General features: G+C 43.8%; 17 protein-coding genes. 13 read left to right on the forward strand and 4 right to left on the reverse strand.

Going from position 1 to position 22,520, the window contains the following annotated elements:
• Positions 1 to 9 precede the first annotated feature (9 nt).
• Entirely contained in the window at positions 10 to 1,101 is a 1,092-nt protein-coding gene (gene leuB, locus ACTS60_RS19815) for a 3-isopropylmalate dehydrogenase (protein ID WP_440889657.1), read from the reverse strand.
• 89 nt (positions 1,102 to 1,190) lie between these two features.
• Positions 1,191 to 2,738 (reverse strand): 2-isopropylmalate synthase, encoded by a 1,548-nt coding sequence (gene leuA / locus ACTS60_RS19820; protein WP_440889658.1) that lies wholly within the window; start codon positions 2,736 to 2,738, stop codon positions 1,191 to 1,193.
• 530 nt (positions 2,739 to 3,268) lie between these two features.
• Between leuA and ACTS60_RS19825 the strand changes: the two genes are divergently transcribed.
• The 8 genes from ACTS60_RS19825 to ACTS60_RS19860 all read left to right on the forward strand — a co-directional run bounded on the left by ACTS60_RS19825 (position 3,269) and on the right by ACTS60_RS19860 (position 14,188).
• Positions 3,269 to 4,057, forward strand: a complete 789-nt coding sequence (locus tag ACTS60_RS19825) for an SH3 domain-containing protein (RefSeq protein WP_440889659.1) — start codon at positions 3,269 to 3,271, stop codon at positions 4,055 to 4,057.
• 171 nt (positions 4,058 to 4,228) lie between these two features.
• Entirely contained in the window at positions 4,229 to 4,777 is a 549-nt protein-coding gene (locus tag ACTS60_RS19830; protein WP_440889660.1) for a phosphatase PAP2 family protein, read from the forward strand.
• A gap of 3 nt (positions 4,778 to 4,780) precedes the next feature.
• Entirely contained in the window at positions 4,781 to 5,830 is a 1,050-nt protein-coding gene (locus ACTS60_RS19835) for an MJ1255/VC2487 family glycosyltransferase (RefSeq protein ID WP_440889661.1), read from the forward strand.
• A gap of 627 nt (positions 5,831 to 6,457) precedes the next feature.
• Positions 6,458 to 7,417 carry a LysR family transcriptional regulator CalR gene (gene calR, locus ACTS60_RS19840; RefSeq protein ID WP_440889662.1) on the forward strand — a complete coding sequence of 320 codons (960 nt, stop codon included), beginning with the start codon at positions 6,458 to 6,460 and terminating at the stop codon, positions 7,415 to 7,417.
• 299 nt (positions 7,418 to 7,716) lie between these two features.
• Positions 7,717 to 9,525, forward strand: coding sequence for an AMP-dependent synthetase/ligase (locus tag ACTS60_RS19845; protein WP_440889663.1), 1,809 nt, complete (start codon positions 7,717 to 7,719; stop codon positions 9,523 to 9,525).
• A gap of 449 nt (positions 9,526 to 9,974) precedes the next feature.
• Complete coding sequence (locus ACTS60_RS19850) at positions 9,975 to 11,699, forward strand: acetolactate synthase 3 large subunit (RefSeq protein WP_440889664.1); 1,725 nt, start codon at positions 9,975 to 9,977, stop codon at positions 11,697 to 11,699.
• Position 11,700: 1 nt separating this feature from the next.
• Positions 11,701 to 12,195, forward strand: a complete 495-nt coding sequence (gene ilvN, locus ACTS60_RS19855) for an acetolactate synthase small subunit (RefSeq protein WP_440889665.1) — start codon at positions 11,701 to 11,703, stop codon at positions 12,193 to 12,195.
• Positions 12,196 to 12,307: 112 nt separating this feature from the next.
• Positions 12,308 to 14,188, forward strand: coding sequence for a diguanylate cyclase (locus ACTS60_RS19860; protein ID WP_440889666.1), 1,881 nt, complete (start codon positions 12,308 to 12,310; stop codon positions 14,186 to 14,188).
• A 49-nt stretch (positions 14,189 to 14,237) separates the two neighbouring features.
• On the opposite strand, the gene ACTS60_RS19865 is transcribed toward ACTS60_RS19860, so the two are convergent.
• Together ACTS60_RS19865 and pykF are read right to left on the reverse strand one after the other, a co-directional pair.
• Positions 14,238 to 14,897 (reverse strand): GntR family transcriptional regulator, encoded by a 660-nt coding sequence (locus tag ACTS60_RS19865; RefSeq protein WP_440889667.1) that lies wholly within the window; start codon positions 14,895 to 14,897, stop codon positions 14,238 to 14,240.
• Positions 14,898 to 15,055: 158 nt separating this feature from the next.
• The gene (pykF, locus tag ACTS60_RS19870) at positions 15,056 to 16,468 is read right to left on the reverse strand and encodes a pyruvate kinase PykF (protein ID WP_440889668.1); all 1,413 of its coding nucleotides are present in this window, start codon (positions 16,466 to 16,468) and stop codon (positions 15,056 to 15,058) included.
• Positions 16,469 to 16,900: 432 nt separating this feature from the next.
• On the opposite strand from pykF, the gene ACTS60_RS19875 reads away from it, so the two are divergent.
• The 5 genes from ACTS60_RS19875 to ACTS60_RS19895 all read left to right on the forward strand — a co-directional run bounded on the left by ACTS60_RS19875 (position 16,901) and on the right by ACTS60_RS19895 (position 22,455).
• Positions 16,901 to 17,662: a DeoR/GlpR family DNA-binding transcription regulator gene (locus ACTS60_RS19875; protein WP_440889669.1), complete on the forward strand. Its 762-nt coding sequence runs from the start codon at positions 16,901 to 16,903 to the stop codon at positions 17,660 to 17,662.
• A 137-nt stretch (positions 17,663 to 17,799) separates the two neighbouring features.
• Positions 17,800 to 19,632 (forward strand): glutamine--fructose-6-phosphate transaminase (isomerizing), encoded by a 1,833-nt coding sequence (glmS, locus tag ACTS60_RS19880; protein ID WP_440889670.1) that lies wholly within the window; start codon positions 17,800 to 17,802, stop codon positions 19,630 to 19,632.
• 298 nt (positions 19,633 to 19,930) lie between these two features.
• The gene (locus tag ACTS60_RS19885; RefSeq protein WP_440889671.1) at positions 19,931 to 20,308 is read left to right on the forward strand and encodes a DUF3316 domain-containing protein; all 378 of its coding nucleotides are present in this window, start codon (positions 19,931 to 19,933) and stop codon (positions 20,306 to 20,308) included.
• Positions 20,309 to 20,402: 94 nt separating this feature from the next.
• A complete protein-coding gene (locus tag ACTS60_RS19890) occupies positions 20,403 to 21,092 on the forward strand; it encodes a heavy metal response regulator transcription factor (protein ID WP_440889672.1) in 690 nt (229 codons plus the stop codon).
• On the forward strand, positions 21,085 to 22,455 hold the full coding sequence (locus tag ACTS60_RS19895; protein WP_440889673.1) for a heavy metal sensor histidine kinase: 1,371 nt from the start codon (positions 21,085 to 21,087) through the stop codon (positions 22,453 to 22,455). Before ACTS60_RS19890 ends, ACTS60_RS19895 begins: the two co-directional genes overlap by 8 nt.
• Positions 22,456 to 22,520: the final 65 nt, after the last annotated feature.

Consider the following 22,520-nt stretch of genomic DNA (forward strand, 5'->3'; position numbering starts at 1 on the left):
TGCTCTGTATTACGAATTTAAGATGTACTCAGCGATCTTATCGCCCATCTCAGACGTCGAAAGTGCTGGGTTGTTACCGGCAAGGTCGCCTGTTAGTTCACCTGCTGATAGCGCTTTTGAAACTGCCGTTTCGATGTCTTGTGCCGCCGTTTCTTCACCTAGGCTGTAACGCAACATCAGGGCTGCTGATAGGATTTGTGCTACTGGGTTGGCGATGTTCTTACCTGCGATATCTGGAGCACTGCCGCCTGCTGGCTCGTACAGACCAAATTTACTTTCGTTTAGGCTTGCTGAAGGCAACATACCCATAGAGCCAGTGATCATCGCGCACTCATCAGAAATGATGTCGCCGAAGATGTTCGAACACAGCATTACGTCGAACTGAGCTGGGTCTTTGATAAGTTGCATAGTTGCGTTATCAATGTACATGTGTGACAGCTCAACATCTGGGTAATCTTTTGCGATCTCTTCGACCACTTCACGCCATAGAATAGAGCTTTGTAGAACGTTCGCTTTGTCGATTGAGCAAACTTTCTTGCGACGTAGACGAGCAGACTCGAAGGCAATTTTTGCAATACGTTCGATCTCAAAGCGATGGTACACCTCAGTGTCGAAGGCTTTCTCTGTTGGACCTTCACCTTCGCGGCCTTTTGGTTGACCGAAGTAGATACCGCCTGTCAGTTCACGGACTACCACGATGTCAAAACCGCGACCTGAGATGTCGGCACGTAGTGGTGAGAAGGCTTCAAGACCTGAGTGAATTTGTGCTGGGCGTAGATTACAAAACAATTGGAAGTGTTTACGTAGCGGAAGTAGGGCACCGCGTTCAGGTTGATCATTTGGTGGTAGGTGTTCCCACTTAGGCCCGCCAACTGAACCGAATAGAACTGCATCAGACTCTTCACACGCTTTTACTGTACTTTCTGGAAGTGGACAGCCGTGATTATCGATCGCGATACCACCTACATCGTGCTCGTCACGCTCAAACGCAATGCCGTGCTTCTTTTCGATTGCATCCAACACTTTATGTGCTTGCGCCATTACTTCTGGGCCGATGCCGTCGCCTGGTAAAACGGCAATTTTGTATGATTTGTCTGTCATGTTAATCCTTTAATATTTTATAAATTTTGAGCTTATCTAAACGAATTTGGTTGGTATCTGAGTTGTGGTTCAGACTCCAATGAATCACATTAAACGGTCGCGATTTTCTTTTGCTTCATTTCTTCAATTTTATCGGCACGGTGGATGCTGTTGATGACGTGCAATAGCGCTTGACCAGAAGCTTCTACAATGTCGGTGGAAACGCCCGTACCGTGGTACTTACGGCCTTTGTAGTTGGCGATGATATCTGCTTGACCTAGGCCATCTTCACCTTCGCCTTTTGCGGTTAGGTCGAACTTGTCTAGGACGATCTCGTAACCAGTCACGCGGTAGATACATTGGTATAGCGCATCAACCGGACCATTACCGACGGCAGCTTCACACATTTCCTTATCGCCGCATTGCATCTTGACGCTGGTGGTGGCCATTACGCTGCCAGATTGCACGCTTAGGTAGTTCAACTTGTAGAAGTCATCTTCTTCACGCAAGTTTGAGAAGTGCATTAGCGCTTCTAGATCGTAGTCAAATACTTGGCCTTTGCGGTCAGCAAGTTTCAAGAAGTCTTCGTACAGCGCATCTAGGTTGTACTCTTCTTCTTTGTAGCCCATTGCGTCCATGTGGCTTTTCACCGCAGCGCGACCACTACGACTGGTTAGATTCAATGCTTGGTTCTTAAGGCCAATCGACTCAGGCGTCATGATCTCGTAAGTGTTTTTGTTCTTTAACATACCATCTTGGTGGATACCTGAAGAATGGCTGAATGCGTTGGCACCAACGATTGCTTTGTTGCTCTGGATTGGCATGTTACAAAGCTGGCTGACCAACTTGCTGGTGCGATGGATCTCGTCGTGTTTTAGACCCGTATGCACACCCATGAATTCTTGGCGTGTTTTTAGGATCATCGCGATTTCTTCAAGAGAACAGTTACCCGCACGCTCACCAATACCGTTGATGGTGCCTTCTACTTGTCGAGCGCCTGCTTGAACCGCTGCAATAGAGTTGGCAACAGACATGCCCAAGTCATCGTGACAGTGAACCGAGATGATCGCCTTGTCGATGTTTGGTACGCGGTTGAATAGCGTCTCAATGATGCCGCCAAATTCACTTGGTACTGTGTAGCCAACGGTATCAGGGATATTGATTGTACTTGCGCCAGCATCGATAGCGGCTTCAACCATGCGACATAGGTTGTCGATTGGGGTGCGACCGGCATCTTCACAAGAAAACTCCACGTCATCGGTGTAGTTACGTGCGTGTTTTACGGCTTTCACGCCCATTTCTACAACATCGTCGTAACTACGGCGTAGTTTGTCTTGAACGTGAACAGTCGAAGTTGAGATGAAAGTGTGGATTCGGAATGCGTCTGCGACTTTTAGTGCTTCAGCGGCAGCATCGATGTCTTTCGCAACGGCACGCGAAAGGGCACAAACTCGGCTGTTTTTAATGTGTTTTGCGATGGTTTGTACGGACTCGAAATCACCCGGAGAAGAAACAGGAAAACCTGCCTCAATGACATCAACGCCGAGCCTTTCCAGCGCATAGGCAATCTGCAGTTTTTCTTTAACCGTCAAGCTTGCTGACAACGCTTGTTCGCCATCACGCAATGTGGTGTCGAATATAATGACCTGATCGTTCATGTTTGCTTCCTTCATGATTTCTGCACTTTTCGTGCAATTTAATCGTTTACTTCCGGTATTTAGATATAAAAAAACCCGCATTTGCATGCGGGTTTCTTAGAAATTGGTGTGGTTATTTTTCTTCCACAGCCTACCCGCGCGAATTGGTCACGATCAGGAGGAGGCTAAGCAGGATAGAAAAATGTGCTGACATAGTTGTTAAGCATTCCACAAAATTAAGTTAACAAATTAGTACCGCACTCAATGGAACACGTCAACCCTAAAGTCGATTTTTTATTCATATCGGATGAGTGATTTGCCTAATGAGTACTAAAGAGAGTTCTACTCTAGTTAATTCTGCAACTTTGTCGTGCTACAGGTATTGCCTAGCGATGAAGATCACGATCAAAGCGTTATTCTCATCCATTTTATACCGCACGCTTTGCGAGCTATCACACAAAGGAGTCAATTGGTTAGCGAGTTTTCATCATGGCGTTTTATAGTAAAGCTGTAGCATTTATAGACTTAGAGGCAATATAGGTTAGAGGCTCATGGATTTTGCGAAACAACTTGGACGTTCGACGCTCGCTCTAGCAGTGGTTTCTTTATCTGGGTGCCAACTACTTCAGTTCGGCTCACATACAGAAACGACGACTTCGGTGATGGCTGGCGATCATACTCAGTGCGTGCTAGCTATTAATGATCAAATGGATCGATATTTGAGTGAAGATGGGCGTGAATCATTCTTAAATCAAATGTTGGTGGCATTAGAGTCGGACAGTCGCGACAAATTTAAAGGTAAAGATCCAGATACTTTCTCTTGGTGGAAGATCCGTGTTAAGCCTAATCAATGGAAGGAAGTTGGAATCAGTCGTCCTATCGTCGAGGGCGTAGATACTTCAAATACGCTTGAATTTATGGATGTATCTTATCGCTCTAAGACCACCCTCAACTTGCGTGCGAAACCGAGCCTAAAAGGAGAAAAGCTTGGGGAGTTGGTTAAAGGTGAGGTCTTTAACGCATTAGCGAAAGTGGAAGGCGAACCGTGGTTACTGGTTGAGCAACAAGGCATGATTAGAGGTTATGTGCACAAAGACTATGCTCGTAGTAATGTGGTGAATAGAGATATTTTATCGATTAAGCCTAATCCACTGTTAAACAGTAGTTCAGTGCCAACCGAACAGGGTAAAAATGAATTAGTTGGTAGCTACACTTGTCGTGATTTGAGTTATGAGCTATCCAAGAATGAGCAAATTACCACGGGCTCACTTCGAGCGTGTCGTAAGGAGAGAAAAATCTGGTATATCGATGCCCCAGTAGCTGCTGAAAATCAGTCCTAACTTTATTAACTAAACTCCCTAACAAAGCTCGTGTGATAGCCTCCGTCGTCACCGAGCTTTTTGTATAACTTCTGCCTCCCAAGTTACGTGTCATTAATTGTCCAATTTCTCGTCATGTAGTTGTCACGTTACGCACTTAGCTTTTGTATTACAAAAGTTGAGGAAAGTGACATGCGAGCTTTAGAAACAATCACACTGCCATTCGCAAGTATCGCCAAATTTGATTTGGCGTTTTCTAGTATGTGTTTGCAACACAGGTTTAATCAGCAAGTCGCCAATATTAGTAAAGGTGTTTCCCACAGTGGTGATGGCCACCTCTACATAGTGCTAGGTCTATTAGCTTGGCTTCTTGATAAGCAACATGGTCATTGGTTCTTATTTGCTGGGTTGGCCGCGTTTGCCATCGAGTTGCCCATTTACTGGATGTTGAAAAATAGTTTTAAGCGACGTCGCCCTGAAGAGTTAAGTGCTTTACTGCCTACTTTTATCACTCCTTCTGATCGTTACAGCTTACCTTCTGGTCATACCGCAGCTGGATTTTTGATGGCTACGCTTATCAACCATTTCTATCCTGAGTTAGGCGTGTTTGCTGTTGCTTGGGCTAGCTTGATTGGAGTCTCGCGTATATTGCTCGGTGTGCATTTCTTTTCCGATATCATTATTGGAGCACTGCTAGGCAGCATGTGTGGTTCGCTTGCTATTGCTCTCGTAGGAGGTTAATTCATGAAAATACTTTATGGTGTTCAAGGGACGGGAAATGGTCATATCGCGCGAGCAAGAGCCATGAGTGAAGCCTTTAAGCCTTATGATGTGCAGGTTGATTTTTTATTTTCTGGTCGTGATCCTGAGAAGTACTTTTCAATGGAGTCATTTGGCGACTATCAAACTCGCCGAGGCTTCTCCTTTATTACTGAAAAGGGATCAGTCAATTACGTCAAAACGGCATTGAGTACCAACTTTTTTCAGTTTCTCAAAGAGGTAAAGCAGCTTGACCTGTCGTCTTATGATTTGGTTATCAATGACTTTGAGCCAGTTTCGGCATGGGCAGCGCGCCAGCAAAATACACCTTGCATAGGTATTAGCCATCAGAATGCATTCCGCTACAAAGTGCCGTCAAAGGGCGCAAATTGGCTTGATAAGTCGATGATTAAGCATTTTGCACCATCGCGGTATCAGCTTGGATTGCATTGGTATCATTTCGAGCAACCCATCTTGCCGCCTATTGTTCATACGCTTGAGCGTACAAGCGATAATCAAGACTTTGTTTTAGTGTATTTACCGTTTGAATCAATAGAAGATATCTGTGATTTGTTGTTTCACTTCAATCAACAAGCGTTCATCTGTTATCACCCTGATGTTATTGAAGATGAACGTATTGAAAATGTTGAGTTGAGACCGTTGAGTCATACTGACTTTCAACACCATCTCCAGCGTTGCATGGGAGTGATTGCGAATGGTGGTTTTGAGTTGCCATCGGAGGCGCTCTCTTTAGGAAAGAAACTATTACTCAAGCCTCTCTCTGGACAGTTCGAACAACAAAGCAATGTTGCAACATTGGAAGCGTTAGGTCTTGCATATTCTATGGATGCTTTAGATGTTGCGACGGTGAGGCAATGGCTAGGTGAGGAACAAGCTGAAAGTATTCATTACCCGGATGTAGCCAGAGCGATTGCAGAATGGGTGGTTCAGGGTGTTTGGGACTCACAAGAATCTCTTGCGAAGCAGTTATGGGAGAAAGTGGAATTCCCCAGTTATTCGGAAGTTTCTCTTTAGCTAATTGATTACCACAATCAGTCAATACAGCTCATCAGTAATGAACTCTTCTGGTTTTTTTCTTTAATATATTTGTGCTTTTTATCATTCATCAAATAGGTTGAAAAAGTGTCTCTTTTGTCCACCTTATCTCAGTTAGTGAGAATTACTCCTGTCCTGCATATATATCTAGGTTGAACAAATTGGTTATGATCTGACTTAACTGTCGAGATTTACATCGAAACTATAACTCCAGATTTGTAGAAGAGTGCTGGATTAATATCTGTAGTCAATTTCTCTTCCTCGGCTACTCGTTAGCCATAACCCTCCTCAATAGGTTGCTATATTTTCCTGTTTTGGCTTTTTTATGGTTTTTTATATTTTTATTAAGTTATTGATTTAAAATGACTAAATAATAAATGGGCTAAAATATAGTGATTAAATATCAATCTAGTTGATAAACCATGATTGATTAGTTGATAGTACGGGTCGAGCCGGAACTATCCGGACGATAAATATAATAATAAATCGGTTTTCTATTCGTTAAATATGTGAGAGCTCAATGAGTGCAAATGGTGCGTAAACTTGAGTCCATATTTAATAAGAATTCACTGAACCAAATTGACGATTACACAAGAGGCGCACTCAATGTTAGAGAAAAAAGACGCGATGAGCGCAATTGCAAGCTACCGTATGGAAAGTACCCTACGTGGGGTGGATCTGAACCTATTAACGGTTTTTGATGCCGTAATGCAAGAGCAGAATATTACCCGAGCAGCACATAACCTGGGTATGTCACAACCAGCGGTTAGTAATGCCGTTGCACGTCTAAAAGTGATGTTCAACGATGAATTATTTATGCGTCAGGGGCGTGGTATTCAGCCAACACAACGCGCTCGCCAACTGTTTGGCCCAATCCGCCAAGCTCTACAACTTATTCGTAACGAATTACCAAGCTCAGTGTTCCAACCTGAGTCTTCGACTCGTCTATTTAAACTGGCGATTTGTAGCCCGTGTGATATGCGATTCGCACCTAAAATTATGGCGAGCATTAATGAACAAGCTCCAAGCGTACAACTTCATTTGGACGCAGAGTTTGATCGCCTTCTATCTGAGCGTATGCGCTACCAAGAAATCGATTTTGTAATTGATTACGCACGTTTTGATGATCAAGGTTTCTCAAGCACTGAAATCTTCAAAGATGAACTGGTTGTGATTGCTTCTAAGACACACCCTCGCATCCAAGGCGGTGTCTCTGCAGAGCTACTGATCAATGAGAAACACGCAAAACTATCACGCGTACATGGTCAACGTAGCTTCTCTGAGCAAGCGTACCGTGAGCTTGATTGCCAAGCAGCCTACGAAGGTTCAAGCCTAAGCAACCTACTATACGTAGTAAGCCAATCTGAGCTTGTGACTATTGCACCACGTTGGATGGCTGAAAACGCAGTAAACAGCGACCAACTACAAATCCTAGATTTCCCATTTGAAAACAAAGAAATCAGTGGTTACCTAAGCTGGCACGAATCAAGCGAGAAAGATAAAGGCCACATCTGGCTACGTGATCAACTTATGATTACTTGTGGCGAAGTTGTTGCGCTTAAATAAGCTGAATTTTTAGCCTGACTAACTGGTCAGACTGGATTTGTAATCATCAATTTTTACAATTCCTTGGCCCCGAGAGACTGTCGTCTTTCGGGGTCTTTTTATTTCTGCCAATTGATAGTTGAAACAGCGACTTAAGTTGATTAAACCTTCAACAGTTAAAGACGTGCTAAGCTCTCGTTAGTGATAGTGCTCTCTTAATAATGATAAGTTTGATAATGGTCAGTTGCGTTTTTAGGCGTCGAGGTTACACTTGTTCGCTCAAATAGCTTACGCCTGTAAGCCAAAAGGTAATGTAGAGAATGGCCAAGTTAGATTTTCATATCGTTAAACGTATTCGTGAACAAATTGCGAAAGGTGGTACCCGTGTTGCACTCAAACATAAAGTGGGTGATGTATGGCAGGGTATTACTTGGGAGCAGTTTGGGCAGCAAGTAGATGCTTTGTCACTTGCACTTTTGGCTCAAGGATTGGGCGTTCAAGATAAGATCGGTATCTTCTCGAACAACATGCCACAATGGACTATCGCTGATTTTGCAGCGTTGCAATTGCGTGGTGTGACTGTTCCTATCTACCCGACCAACACCGCTGCACAGTCGGCTTACATTATTGATAACGCCGATGTCAAAGTGCTGTTTGTTGGTGAGCAGCCGCAATTTGATGCTGCGGTCAGTATTTTCGATGAATGTAAGCAGCTTGAGCTGGTCGTAGCGATGTCTGACGATATCGAGCTTGGCGAGCATGCTTTTGCAATGACTTGGCAAGACTTCGTCGCAAAAGGTGATGATAGTCATCAACTAGAATTAGCTTCTCGTTTAGAACAGGCGCAAGAAGAGGATCTGCTTACGCTGATTTACACGTCTGGTACAACGGGTCAGCCAAAAGGCGTTATGTTGGATTACGCCAACATCTCAGCTCAGCTTGAAGGCCACGATGAGCGTTTGAGCCTGACTGAAGATGACGTATCGCTGTGTTTCTTACCGTTGTCACATGTATTTGAGCGTGCGTGGACATTCTACGTGCTCTACAAAGGCGGCACTAACTGCTACCTACAAGACACCATGCAAGTGCGTGATGCGCTGAGTGAAGTGCGTCCAACAGTCATGAGTGCAGTTCCTCGTTTTTACGAAAAGATCTTCTCAGCGATTCATGAAAAAGTATCGCGAGCACCAATCCACCGTAAAGTGATGTTTACTTGGGCAGTGAACATGGGCGCGAAGATGGCGGCTTGTCATCAAGAGAAGCGTAAACCATCACTGATGCTACGTAAGTCATATGCTTTGGCAGACAAACTGGTTCTGGGCAAGCTACGCGCATTGCTAGGTGGTCGCATTAACTTCATGCCATGTGGTGGTGCGAAGTTGGATGAGACCATTGGTCGCTTTTTCCATGCTATCGGTATCAACGTAAAACTTGGCTACGGAATGACAGAAACCACGGCAACGGTTTCATGTTGGGATGACCAATGCTTTGACCCAAGCTCTATCGGTATGGCAATGCCGGGCGCACAAGTTAAGATCGGCGAAAACAACGAGATCTTGGTTCGTGGTCCAATGGTAATGCGTGGTTACTACAAAATGCCAGAAGAGACCGAGAAGACATTCGACGAGCATGGCTTCTTGAAAACGGGTGATGCGGGCTACATTGATGAAAATGGTAATCTGTTCATTACTGACCGTATAAAAGAGTTAATGAAGACCTCCAACGGCAAATACATTGCTCCGCAAGTGGTAGAAGGCGCGATCGGGAAAGATCACTTTATCGAACAGATCGCCGTGATTGCTGACACTCGTAAATTCGTATCTGCTTTGATTGTTCCTTGTTATGACTCACTAGAAGAGTACGCTAAAGAACTCAACATTGCTTACCACGATCGTGTTGAGCTTATTAAACATCACCAGATTGTGGAGATGCTTGAGAAGCGAGTGAATGACCTGCAGAAAGAACTGGCTAAGTTTGAACAAGTTAAGAAATTCAAATTGTTACCAAAAGCTTTCTCTATGGATGATGGTGAGTTGACCCCAACACAAAAACTTCGCCGTAAAGTCATTAATGACAAATACCAAGACGAAATCGAAGAAATGTACAACGAAAAGTCTGATAAAAAGTAACTCGAGATAACTTAGATTTCAGATTGATGAAAATATCCCCAGTCGCCTACTGTTGTGTGACTGGGGATTTTTTATACCTGTCGCTCAATCCTATTCTTAAACTTTGTAGAGAGAAGTGTGCTCAAAACTCTTCTTTTGAATGAAATTATTCACTTTATTTTATCGCGGTATCTGTTTTTATTCTGAGTGAGTGTCTTCTGCTAGCGTCTAACCCTGTCTTTGTTCTAATTTACAGCATCTTGTTTAAAGTTTGATTTAACTCTCATTAGACCTGTTGATAATAAAACGTTACATTTGTTGAGTTACCTTACGTGTTGTTATGACAGGCGTAAGACATAGCTGAAAAAGTGGAAGTATTTCTATTAGGCTACGAATAAGACCTAGACTATGTAAAAACCAGCCCAAACCGTTGGCCTTACGGAGAGGATAACTGGTTAAGGAGAGCAATTATGACAGCAATGTTGTCAGGCGCAGAGATGGTAGTGCAGTCTTTGATCGAAGAGAGCGTAGAGCAAATCTTTGGTTATCCTGGTGGATCCGTTTTGGATATCTACGATGCACTACACGCGAAAACCGACCAAATAAAACACGTACTAGTACGACACGAACAAGCCGCTACCCATATGGCAGATGGTTATGCACGAGCAACGGGCAAGCCAGGTGTAGTACTGGTATGTTCAGGTCCTGGCGCGACCAATACCATCACAGGTATTGCAACCGCGTATATGGACTCTATTCCAATGATCGTTATTTCAGGTAACGTACCAAATAACTTGATTGGTAATGATGCCTTCCAAGAGTGTGACATCGTGGGTGTATCTCGCCCAGTCGTCAAACACAGCTTCCTTGTGAAAAAAGCAGAAGACATTCCTGAGACGATCAAAAAAGCGTTTTACATCTCGACGACTGGCCGCCCTGGTCCGGTTGTGATTGATTTGCCTAAGGACATCTTGAATCCGCAAATCAAGCTTCCTTACGAGTATCCAGAAAGCATTTCGATGCGCTCCTATAAGCCAACTACGTCTGGTCATAAAGGTCAGATAAAGAAAGCACTAAAATCTTTAGTTGAAGCGAAAAAACCAGTGCTGTACATAGGTGGTGGTGCGGTGATTTCTGGTGCACATGAATATATTCAAGTGTTGTCAGAGCAATTAAACTTGCCAGTAGTGAGTACGTTGATGGGGCTAGGTGCTTTCCCTGGCACACATAAAAACTCTCTAGGCATGTTAGGCATGCATGGTACTTACGAAGCCAATATGGCGATGCATGAAGCGGATCTGATCTTCGGTATTGGTGTGCGTTTTGATGATCGTACTACTAACAACTTAGAAAAGTACTGTCCTAACGCGAAAGTGATGCATATCGACATCGATCCTTCTTCTATATCGAAAAACGTAAAAGTAGATCTGCCGATCGTAGGTTCTGCTGACAAAGTATTAGCAACTATGGTGGGCTTGTTGAGTGAGCAGAGTTGTAATAACGATCAAGCCGCGATTGCTAAATGGTGGGAAGAGATCCAAGTATGGCGTAATCGTAATTGTTTAGCTTATGAAACTTCCCCAGAACGCATTAAACCTCAGCAAGTCATTGAAACACTGCACAAACTGACAAATGGCGATGCTTATGTTGCATCGGATGTCGGCCAACATCAGATGTTTGCTGCACTTTACTATCCATTCAATAAACCGCGCCGTTGGATTAATTCGGGTGGTCTAGGCACGATGGGCTTTGGTTTGCCAGCTGGTATGGGCGTGAAGTTCGCGATGCCAGAAGAAGAAGTGGTTGTCGTGACTGGCGACGGCAGTATCCAGATGAACATTCAGGAACTATCGACTGCAATGCAATACGATATTCCAGTGAAGATAATTAACCTAAATAACCGATTCCTAGGCATGGTTAAACAGTGGCAAGATATTATCTATCAAGGTCGTCACTCTAACTCGTACATGAGTTCTGTTCCTGATTTTGCAGCAATTGCAGAAGCTTATGGCCACGTCGGTATTCGTATCGAAACGCCAGATCAGCTCGAAGCAGGTCTACAAAAAGCGTTAGATATGAAAGATCGTCTAGTGTTTGTTGACATCAATGTAGATGAAACCGAACACGTTTACCCAATGCAGATCAAAGGCGAGGGTATGGACAAGATGTGGCTAAGCAAAACGGAGCGTACTTAATATGAGACACATTATTTCTTTGCTAATGGAAAACCAACCTGGTGCTTTGTCTCGTGTTGTTGGTTTGTTTTCTCAGCGTGGTTACAACATTGAGTCTTTGAACGTATCACCAACGGATGACGAAACACTATCACGGTTAAACATCACAACGACCTCTGATGAAATGCAGCTTGAACAGATTCAGAAGCAACTGCATAAGCTGATCGATGTGCTTAAGGTGCAAGAAGTAACCGAGTTTGATCATATAGAGCGTGAGTTGATGATGGTCAAGGTGAAAGCGAGCGGATTCGCGCGTGCAGAAGTGAAACGCACCGCAGATATTTTCCGTGGTCAGATTGTCGATGTAACGGCTTCCCAATACACGGTACAACTTGCTGGTACCAGCGAGAAATTGGATGCATTCATTCAAGCTATTTCTGAAGTCACAGAAGTGGTTGAGGTTGCGCGAAGTGGTGTGGTTGGGATTGCTCGTGGAGAACGTTGTCTTAAGGCGTGATTAATGGCAATACATGTAAGAAAAGCCATCGTTGTGCGATGGCTTTTTGTTTAGAAAATAACAAACAATGATATAATTGCTGCTTTCGTAATCAATGTGAGTAGTAGAACGCGTGAAAGTCAGGAAGTTAGTCAGCGCTTTGTTGGCGACGACGCTATTTTTTAGCGCGCTTATCTCCGTCTACTATTATCAGAAGTACCAAAACTTACTGGCGAATAACATTGAGAGCACGGCAAAGGAAGCGCTCCATCAGTTAGCTTACTCTGAGCGTGAATATGAGAACGTTCAGGATCAAATATCTTCTATTAGTGATCTACTCGGTCACAGCCAAAGTCTCTTCGACTACTTGCGCCATCCAACCCCAAAAAAGCTCGCTATTTTAGAAGAAGTCTGGAGTTCTGTTGCGGTTAATCAGAAATGGTACCGGAAAATCCGTTTTCTCAATCTTGAAGGGCGAGAAAATGTACGTATTAATTATGATTTCAAAATAGGCAGAGCAGTAGCCGCGGACACTCTCCAAGATCACTCTCATCGCAGTTATTTCCAATACGCGAAGAGCTTGAAAGATGGTCAAATCGGCTCATGGGGTATCGAGCTAGAACAAGAAAATGGGGCGTTAGTATTCCCATATAGCCCATCGGTTCGCATTATTATGCCCGTAGTGATGGAAGGCGTGCGCCATGGTTACCTTATTCTCAATATTGATGTTCAATATTTGTCATCTCGTTTGAACTATTCACCCGTCAGTGACTTTAATATAGAGCTAATCAACCAAGCCGGTTTTTACGTTACTAGCTCGCAGAGCGAAAAGCTATATGGTGACATTATCCCTAATCGTTCACATTTCAACGTCGGGCTGATGTATCCTAAAGTATGGCAGCACATCGGCTCGGAAAAGATTGGTTATAAATATCTAGATAATCACCTGATAGTCTTTAATACGATAGAGTTTGTTCGCGGTGAATCACTTCACCTTCTTATTGATTTTCCCCAAGATAAACTACTAAAACGTGCTGAGCGTGATATTAATGACCTAGTTCAGGAAGCATTATTTGTTCTCAGTTTGATGTTAGTGTTTGCTTTACCAATTACCAGTGTTGCCCTGCACTATCGCCGCTTTAGTATTGAATCCAAACTAGCTAGAGCGGCATTGGATGGTATGACCGCCGTGATGATTACGGATACCTCTCATCGCATTATGATGATCAATCAAGAGTTCGAGAACATGCTGGGGTATTCGGCTAAGCGAGTCGAAGGGTGGAATGCACAGAAACTACTTTTTTTACCTGAAGATTTTGAATATATCCTGCAGATTTGGGGGCAACTCTGTAAGGAGAATATGTGGGAAGGGGAGGTTCGCTGTCGAACAAAACTCAACCATGTGTTTACTGCAATCATGCGTGTACAAGCGATTAAAGCAAAATCAGGGAAGGTTCGTTATTACATTACTTCGCTCGTCGACATCTCTGAGCGTAAACAGCTCGAAGAGCAGTTGCGTAAGTTGAGTGAAAAAGATGGCCTTACTGGGCTTTGGAATCGTCGCAAGTTTGAAGAGCAGCTCACACAGAATACTAATATTTTAGAGCGATACCCAGAGACTCCGACAGCGTGCTTAGCACTTGTTGATATCGATTACTTCAAACGTATAAATGATGAGTTGGGACATGATGAGGGTGATCGTGTTATCAAACTTGTCTCTAGAGTACTTCTTCAAGGTGTACGCAATACCGATTTTGTCGCTCGAGTTGGTGGTGAGGAGTTCGCTATCATTATGCCGCATACCAGCGCAAAAGAAGCTGAAATTGTATTGAATCGATTAAGAGTTGCCGTCGAGATACATACTGAACTCAACGTGACCATTAGTCTTGGTTATACGGATTTAACAGCGAACAGTACGCGAAGTTACAAGTGTGCAGATATTGCGCTCTATGAAGCGAAAAGCAGCGGAAGAAACTGCGTTTCGTTTTGTTATAGTGGAGATGATATCGCATAAAAATCGGGCATTAGCCCGATTTATAGTCGCTCTTACTACGAAGTACGCGTTACGCAATCTCTAATACAGATTCGATGCGCTGCATTGATTTGAGTAGATGGTCATCCAGTAATTGCATGGCTTCTTCGATGTTTTTTGCTAATACGAGCTTCATGATCATCTCATGTTCGTCGATATCAAATATCGCGCCTTTTTCCGAGCTAAGGGTTTGCATCGCAAAGTAGCGGTAGCGTTTGATCTGGTGAATTAAGTCACTGAAGAATTCAAACATGTTTTGAGAATCGGCACCTTCCAACAGCGATACATGGAACTGATGATGGCGCTCTTCCCACTCTTGCCAGCAAAAAGTGTCATCAAAATTAACTCGAGACAGTTTGTGGTAAGAGGTTAGTACGTCTAATTCCCAAGCTTCATCCCCAGCCAGAATCGCTTTTTTCAATAGTACTGAAGAGACGACACGTAGACTGTCATAAAGATCGTTAAGCTCTTTTTTGCAGACTGGAGCTACCCAACAACCTTTTTGTGGTTCTAGTTTTACGTATTTAGTCCAAGATAGTTGTACTAAGGCCTCTCTAATAGGTGATGCCCCAACGTTGTATTTATTTTTTAGTTCGGCAACAACAAGCTTTTGACCTGGCTTTAGGTCACCAGTCAGGATGTCTTGGCGAATCATTTTCGAGACTTTATCAGTAAGAGTTGGGCTAGACACATGCACCTCATAGATTTTTATCGTGACGACAATTAAACAGTACGTAGTTCTGTTGTGGTTGATAATATAGCGTACTGAATACTAGGGCAAGTGAAATATATAAAAAAAGAGGGCCGAAGCCCTCTTTTTTATTTAACTGATGATTGAATTATTCAGTCTTATAGAACGTGTACAGAAGCTGTGTTCGTTGTACCTGAAGCGACTAGAGCACCAGAAACCATAACAACGATGTCGCCTTTGTTACCTAGACCAGATTCTAGAGCAAGCTCTTTACCTGTTACGTAGAACGCATCAGTGCTTTGGATAGAATCAACAACTACTGGAGTAACACCTTTAGTTAGAACTAGCTGTGCAGCTGTCTTAGTGTTAGTCGTTAGCGCTAGGATGTTTGCAGTTGGGAAGTACTTACGTACTGAACGTGCAGACTTACCACCTTCCGTTGCAACAACGATAAGAGGTGCAGCTAGTTTTTCAGCTGTGTCTACAGCGCCTTTACATACTGCTTCAGTGATACGAAGACGTGGGCTATCTAGACGTGAACCTAGCTCAGCTTTTAGTACAGAGTCTGTACGTTTAGCGATTTGAGCCATGATAGTCACTGCTTCTACAGGGTACTTACCTTTAGCAGTTTCACCAGAAAGCATTACTGCATCAGTACCGTCCATTACTGCGTTAGCAACGTCGCCTGCTTCCGCACGAGTAGGACGTGGGTTGTTGATCATAGAATCAAGCATTTGAGTCGCAGTGATAACCATCTTACGTGCACGGTTACACTTCTCGATCATCATCTTCTGAGCGAAGATTACTTCTTCTGCTGGGATTTCAACACCTAGGTCACCACGAGCAACCATGATGCCGTCAGAAAGTTCTAGGATCTCGTCGAAGTTATCAACACCTTCTTGGTTTTCGATCTTAGAGATGATGTGGATGTTTTCGCCGCCGTTTGCAGCAAGTACTTCACGGATTTCTTGAACGTCAGAAGCTTTACGGATGAAAGAAGCAGCAACGAAGTCAACGCCTTGCTCACAACCGAATTTAAGGTCGTTCTTATCTTTTTCAGATAGAGCAGGTAGGTTTACAGAAACACCTGGAAGGTTAACACCTTTGTTTTCGCCTAGAGCACCGTTGTTAAGAACTTTACACTTAACTTCAGTTTCAGAAGTTGCAAGCACTTCCATTTCAATTAGACCGTCGTCTACTAGGATAGTGTTACCAACGTTTAGGTCGTTAGCAAAACCAGCGTAAGTTACAGCAACTTTGTCTTTGTTACCTACAACTGAGATATCAGTTGTGAAAGTGAATTCTTGACCAGCTACTAGATCAACGTCGTTGCCGTCTTCTAGTTTGATAGTACGGATTTCTGGACCTTTAGTGTCTAGAAGGATTGCAAGTTGCTTGCCTGTAGCTTCCATTACTTTGCGGAAGTTCGCGATACGAGTGCCGTGTTCTTCGTAGTCACCGTGAGAGAAGTTAAGACGCATAACGTTCATGCCAGCGTTTACTAGTTCAGTTAGCTTCTCTACAGATTCAGTTTTAGGGCCAATCGTACATACGATTTTGGTCTTTTTCATGGAAGATACTCTCCGGTAAGTATTGTTACAATTTGAAAGTCGGTTGTTTACTCTGAAGTTTAGGCGTTTTGACGACATTTAGAGCCTGCCATCTATCGATTTTTCGCCACATTATTGGAACTTCAGATTCTGAAAGTCTTTCACCAAGTTTAGTCATTTTATGACTAAAAGTTCGGCGATTTTGGTTACCTTTTTGTGACTAATACCACTTTATATGCAGAAAGTTGCAAAAAAATAACCTTCAATTCTGTAATTTTTTTTCTTTTCGGTGGCGAATTCTACCACTGAATGAATCCAATATCACTGTTTAAGAATTGTCTTAGGACAAGGTTTTATCGAGAAATATTAATTTTTTGGATCGAAATAAATGGACTTGAAAGTTTCGACTTGACTATAATAACTTTCAAATCGAAACTTGAAACCAAAGTGTAAATGTCGAAACGAAACACTCAACTAAGAAGACACGCCATTTCTAACCTAGTAAATGAGCTTGGGGAAGTTAGCGTTGATGAGCTAGCACAGAAATTTGAAACCTCAGAGGTCACGATTAGAAAGGACTTAGCTTCTTTAGAGAAAAATGGACAACTTTTGCGCCGTTATGGTGGCGCAATCTCTATTCCAACGGAAGTTATCCATGAAGAATTGAGTCCAATTGTTTCGAGTCGAAAGTTAAGTCTAGCAAAAGCAGCCGCCTCATTGATTCGAGATCATAACCGAATTGTGATCGACAGTGGCAGCACGACCGCAGCGCTGATTCAGCAATTAAACGACAAAAGAGGCTTGGTTGTAATGACCAATTCGTTGCATGTGGCCAATACGCTTAACGAATTAGAAAGCGAACCAACCCTATTAATGACAGGTGGTACTTGGGATACGCACTCAGAGTCTTTTCAAGGCAAAGTCGCCGAATCGGTCTTAAGAGCTTACGACTTTGATCAGCTGTTTATTGGTGCTGATGGCATTGATCTAGAGCGCGGAACCACAACGTTCAATGAATTGGTTGGCTTAAGCAAAGTCATGGCAGAAGTTTCTCGTGAAGTCATTGTCATGATCGAGTCTGAAAAAGTGGGGCGCAAGATCCCAAACTTAGAACTCGCTTGGGAGCAAATTGATGTGTTGGTTACCGATGCTGAGTTACAACCAGAACACAAAGCACAGATTGAACAGCATGGCGTAAAGGTTATTTGCGCCTAATCTAATGATAGATGCCCAAGTAAACTTGGGTATAGCCAATTTCATATTTCACTTCCCTCCGAATAAAGGCCTTTGCTTGCTGCCTCTATTTGAAATCATGGTCAGGGAAGAACAAAACAATAAACGGAGATAAACACATGTGTGGAATCGTAGGTGCAGTAGCACAACGAGACGTTGCAGAAATTTTGGTTGAAGGTTTACGCCGCTTGGAATACCGCGGTTATGATTCTGCTGGCGTCGCGATTGTTGATAGCGAAAGCAACCTTACGCGTATTCGTCGTCTGGGCAAAGTTCAAGAGCTAGCAGACGCGGTAGACGAAACGAAAGTGATTGGTGGTACGGGTATCGCACACACTCGTTGGGCAACCCACGGCGAGCCTTCAGAAGCAAACGCACACCCACACATGTCTGGTGACATCGCAGTTGTTCACAACGGCATTATCGAAAACCACGAAGAACTACGTGAACTGCTTCAATCTCGCGGTTACGTCTTCGAATCTCAAACAGATACTGAAGTTATCGCACATATGGTTGAGTGGGAACTTCGCACTTCAGAAACGCTACTAGAAGCGGTACAAAAAACAGCAAAACAACTTGAAGGCGCATATGGCACGGTAGCATTGGATCGTAAAGACCCTTCACGTATCGTTGTGGCGCGTTCAGGCAGCCCTATCGTAATCGGCTTCGGTGTGGGTGAAAACTTCCTAGCCTCTGACCAACTTGCGTTGCTTAACGTGACACGCCGCTTCATGTACCTAGAAGAAGGTGATGTTGCTGAGATCACTCGCCGCGAGGTAACCGTATTTGACGCAGCTGGTGAGCGTGTAGAGCGTGAAATCATTGAATCAAATGCAGAACATGATGCGGGCGACAAAGGTCAATACCGTCACTTCATGCAGAAAGAGATCTACGAGCAACCAACAGCATTGATCAACACAATGGAAGGTCGTATTACGGCAGATTCTGTTGTTACAGAGGCGATTGGTGTTAACGCGGCAGAAATCCTAAGCAAAGTTGAACACGTACAGATCGTAGCTTGTGGTACCTCTTACAACGCAGGTATGACAGCACGTTACTGGTTCGAAGACATTGCTGGTGTGAGCTGTGATGTAGAAATCGCGTCTGAATTCCGTTACCGCAAGTTTGTGACGCGTCCAAACAGCCTATTGATCACGCTTTCTCAGTCTGGTGAAACCGCCGATACGCTAGCAGCCCTTCGCCTAGCAAAAGAGAAAGGTTACATGGCGGCAATGACCATCTGTAACGTAGCGGGTTCTTCTCTGGTTCGTGAATCTGACTTCGCATTCATGACTCGTGCTGGCGTGGAAATTGGCGTGGCTTCAACCAAAGCGTTCACCACTCAGCTTTCTGCACTGTTAATGCTGGTGACTGCACTTGGTAAGCAACAAAACCGCATCAGCAAAGAGAAAGAAAAAGAGATCGTAGAAGCGCTTCACGCACTACCGAAGCAAATCAACGCTGCTCTGTCTTTCGAGAAAGAGATCGAAGCGCTGGCAACAGACTTTGCCGATAAGCACCACACACTGTTCCTAGGTCGTGGTGAGTTCTACCCAATCGCGATGGAAGCCTCTCTAAAACTAAAAGAGATCTCTTACATTCACGCAGAAGCGTATGCTGCTGGGGAATTGAAACACGGACCTCTAGCGCTTATTGATGCTGACATGCCAGTAGTCGTTGTTGCACCAAGCAACGATCTTCTAGAGAAACTGAAATCAAACGTTGAAGAAGTGCGTGCTCGTGGCGGTCTGTTATATGTATTTGCAGATGCTGATGCAGGCTTCGAAGGTGACGAGACAATGAAGATCATCACCATGCCACACGTTAGTGAAATCACGGCGGCGATCTACTACACGATCCCAATGCAGCTCCTGTCTTACTACGTTGCGTTGATCAAAGGTACGGACGTAGACCAACCTCGTAACCTAGCAAAAGCGGTAACTGTAGAATAAGCAACGCGAGGTGTGATTAAGATTACACTTGTTTATGTTGCGCTATGTAAGTAGCGAGAACCTAAAGCGAAGTCACATGACTTCGCTTTTTTGTTTTATTAGATACGCTGTTTGTGGGGAAGTTTAATGGAAGTAAAGATAATGATTATTTAATCTGGTTTTAGCTCTTATTGATCTTTCACTTCGTTTTTAATCTGATTGCGGTTTATGACAAAAATGTCATCTTGGTGATAGATTGGTGTCAGGTGCATTGTTGAATAATGAAGCCATTGAAAACAAACGTTCAAAGGTCATCAATATGAAAACACTGAAAGTCGCTCTCCTTATCACAACTATGGCATTCACTAGCGCATCTGCGTTTGCTCAGCCGACGTTCACTGGCGGAAAGTACATTAATCAAGAAGTAGTGAAGACCATTTCAGTGGCGCCGACCACAACATCTGACTTGGCATACCAACAAGCGCTAACTGAACTAAATTCGTTAAAAAACATGACGCCTCGTGAGTTAAATAAACAGCTGAGCCTTCGAACTTTCGACATCGTTTCTAATAGTACGTATCTACAAGATGGTGGCTTTGTGACGGTTCAAGAGCGCATGAATGAAGAAGGGAAGCTGGAATATTTAGGTACAGTCAATGTGAAAGTGAACTACGCACAGCGCGACAGTAATCGATAAAAGTGAAAGATGAAAAGAGTATGATGTGGTCGGCATCGTACTCTTTTGTCGATCGTCGCAGCTAGGTGAAACTTGTCGAGATAGAGGGCAAACATTGAAATTACTGATTGTAGAAGATGAAGCAAAAGCAGGTGAATATCTGCAAAAAGGATTGGTTGAATCTGGCTACATTGTCGATTGGGTACGAGATGGTGTAGATGGGCTTTATCATGCAACCAGTGAGCCTTACGACCTTATTCTTCTCGACATCATGTTGCCAAAGCTCGACGGCTGGCAAGTGCTTAATACTCTCCGCAGTAGTGATATTCACACTCCGGTGATTATGCTGACTGCCAAAGAGCAGATAGAAGATCGTGTGCGCGGCTTTGAGCTTGGTGCTAACGATTATGTTGTTAAGCCATATGCGTTTGCAGAGCTGCTGGCAAGAATTCAAAATGTATTTCGCCATCATACTTCCTCTCGGGTGCAAACCTCTTCACAGACGCTTCAAATCGCAGACTTAAAGTTGGACATGATGAAGCGAGTTGCGACGCGGAATGGGCAAACCATCACTTTAACAGCTAAAGAATACGCGCTACTTGAGCTTTTGATGCGGAAAGAGGGGCAAGTGCTCTCGCGCACGACTATTGCTTCACTGGTATGGGATATGAACTTCGATAGCGATACCAACGTAATTGATGTTGCTATTAAACGACTGCGCAATAAGGTCGACAAACCATTTGGAACACCTTTAATCCATACCATAAGAGGGATGGGATACAAACTGGAAGCGCCAGATGTTTAAGAGCCCTGCCAACCTATCCATGCAAAATAAGCTGGTGCTGATGTTTGTCGGCACGACGCTGGTGGTTTACCTTGTTTTAGCCTTTATTCTCTATTACACCATCGAGCGGCATTTCTACACGCAAGATTACAATGAAATGGTCAGCAAATATAATGCCATAGAGAAGACGATGATGGTTTCTCCAGAATCAGCGTCTTTGCTCATAGATAACAGTTCTGCTTACATGTGGGCGTTTGAAGAGGGCAAACAGACCTATAAAAACTCCACACTCTCTATTCCTGATGAGCTATCTGTGACACTGAGCTCCCCACAAATCTTGAATCAAAGCAAGGCGATTGAATGGCATGATAACTCGCTAGATATTCGTGCATTTGCGTTTCAGGCCAAACACGTCACGGTCGTTATTGGAGCGAGCATTAATCATCATCTGTTGTTTCTCAATAAGCTCGGCTGGATATTATTTTGGTCGTTGGGCTTTGCATTTATCACCTCTGCGTTGTTCAGCCGAATGATTGTTAGCCGAGGTTTGAAGCCGATCCTTGCTTTGAATAAACACATCCAACATGTCAGCCCTGAACAGTTGGATATTCGAATTGAACCGGAGATTCTTCCCATTGAGCTGCGAGATCTGGCGATCAAGCACAATGCAATGCTGGATCGCTTACAAACGGGGTTTCATCGTTTGAGTGAGTTCTCATCCGATATCGCCCATGAGCTAAAAACACCGCTGACTAATATCACGACGCAAAACCAAGTGATACTTGGAGCTTGCCGTAGGCCTGAGGAGTATCAAGAAGCGATTGCCTCTACCTTGGAAGAGTTAGAGCGGATCACCAAGACCATCAATGATTTACTGTATATCGCGAAAGCAGAGAACAAGCTTATTCATCACCATAATGAACGCTTTGCTGTGCATGAGCAGCTTGCACGCTTGATCGAGTATTTTGAAATATTGGCGGAAGATTCAGACTTGGCGATCATCACCTCAGGTGAAGCGACGTTGTATATGGACCAAAACATGTTTGAGCGTGCCATCAGTAATTTATTGTCTAACGCGATTCGCCATGCCTATGATGGAACGACGATTTCTATTGATATCACACAGAGTGATGAGCAGGTGAAAATTACAGTCAGTAATGTTGGTGAAACGATCCCTAAGCAAAACCTACCGTATCTATTTGAGCGTTTTTATCGGATCGACAAATCACGCCAACACTCTGGTAGCGTAGGGGCAGGGCTGGGCTTGTCGATCACTCAGTCGATCGTTCACGCTTATGATGGCAAGATCACCGTGACTTCAGAAGAACACCAAACCCAGTTTTGTTTAGTCTTTCCGACAGTTAAAGTGGATACAGTCGCCTAACCATATTGTTTAGAGTTGCCTTTAGACGTATGCGGATTTAGCGACGATTTTTCCTTCACTCTTCA

The organism is Vibrio sp. WZ-1 (assembly GCF_052037695.1).
Lineage (GTDB): Bacteria > Pseudomonadota > Gammaproteobacteria > Enterobacterales > Vibrionaceae > Vibrio.

Excerpts from the sequence above, each read along its gene's own strand:
- leuB (WP_440889657.1), bottom strand. The coding sequence starts at position 1,101 with ATGACAGACAAATCATACAAAATTGCCGTTTTACCAGGCGACGGCATC.
- leuA (WP_440889658.1), bottom strand. The coding sequence starts at position 2,738 with ATGAACGATCAGGTCATTATATTCGACACCACATTGCGTGATGGCGAA.
- ACTS60_RS19825 (WP_440889659.1), top strand. The coding sequence starts at position 3,269 with ATGGATTTTGCGAAACAACTTGGACGTTCGACGCTCGCTCTAGCAGTG.
- ACTS60_RS19830 (WP_440889660.1), top strand. The coding sequence starts at position 4,229 with ATGCGAGCTTTAGAAACAATCACACTGCCATTCGCAAGTATCGCCAAA.
- ACTS60_RS19835 (WP_440889661.1), top strand. The coding sequence starts at position 4,781 with ATGAAAATACTTTATGGTGTTCAAGGGACGGGAAATGGTCATATCGCG.
- calR (WP_440889662.1), top strand. The coding sequence starts at position 6,458 with ATGTTAGAGAAAAAAGACGCGATGAGCGCAATTGCAAGCTACCGTATG.
- ACTS60_RS19845 (WP_440889663.1), top strand. The coding sequence starts at position 7,717 with ATGGCCAAGTTAGATTTTCATATCGTTAAACGTATTCGTGAACAAATT.
- ACTS60_RS19850 (WP_440889664.1), top strand. The coding sequence starts at position 9,975 with ATGACAGCAATGTTGTCAGGCGCAGAGATGGTAGTGCAGTCTTTGATC.
- ilvN (WP_440889665.1), top strand. The coding sequence starts at position 11,701 with ATGAGACACATTATTTCTTTGCTAATGGAAAACCAACCTGGTGCTTTG.
- pykF (WP_440889668.1), bottom strand. The coding sequence starts at position 16,468 with ATGAAAAAGACCAAAATCGTATGTACGATTGGCCCTAAAACTGAATCT.
- ACTS60_RS19875 (WP_440889669.1), top strand. The coding sequence starts at position 16,901 with ATGTCGAAACGAAACACTCAACTAAGAAGACACGCCATTTCTAACCTA.
- glmS (WP_440889670.1), top strand. The coding sequence starts at position 17,800 with ATGTGTGGAATCGTAGGTGCAGTAGCACAACGAGACGTTGCAGAAATT.
- ACTS60_RS19885 (WP_440889671.1), top strand. The coding sequence starts at position 19,931 with ATGAAAACACTGAAAGTCGCTCTCCTTATCACAACTATGGCATTCACT.
- ACTS60_RS19895 (WP_440889673.1), top strand. The coding sequence starts at position 21,085 with ATGTTTAAGAGCCCTGCCAACCTATCCATGCAAAATAAGCTGGTGCTG.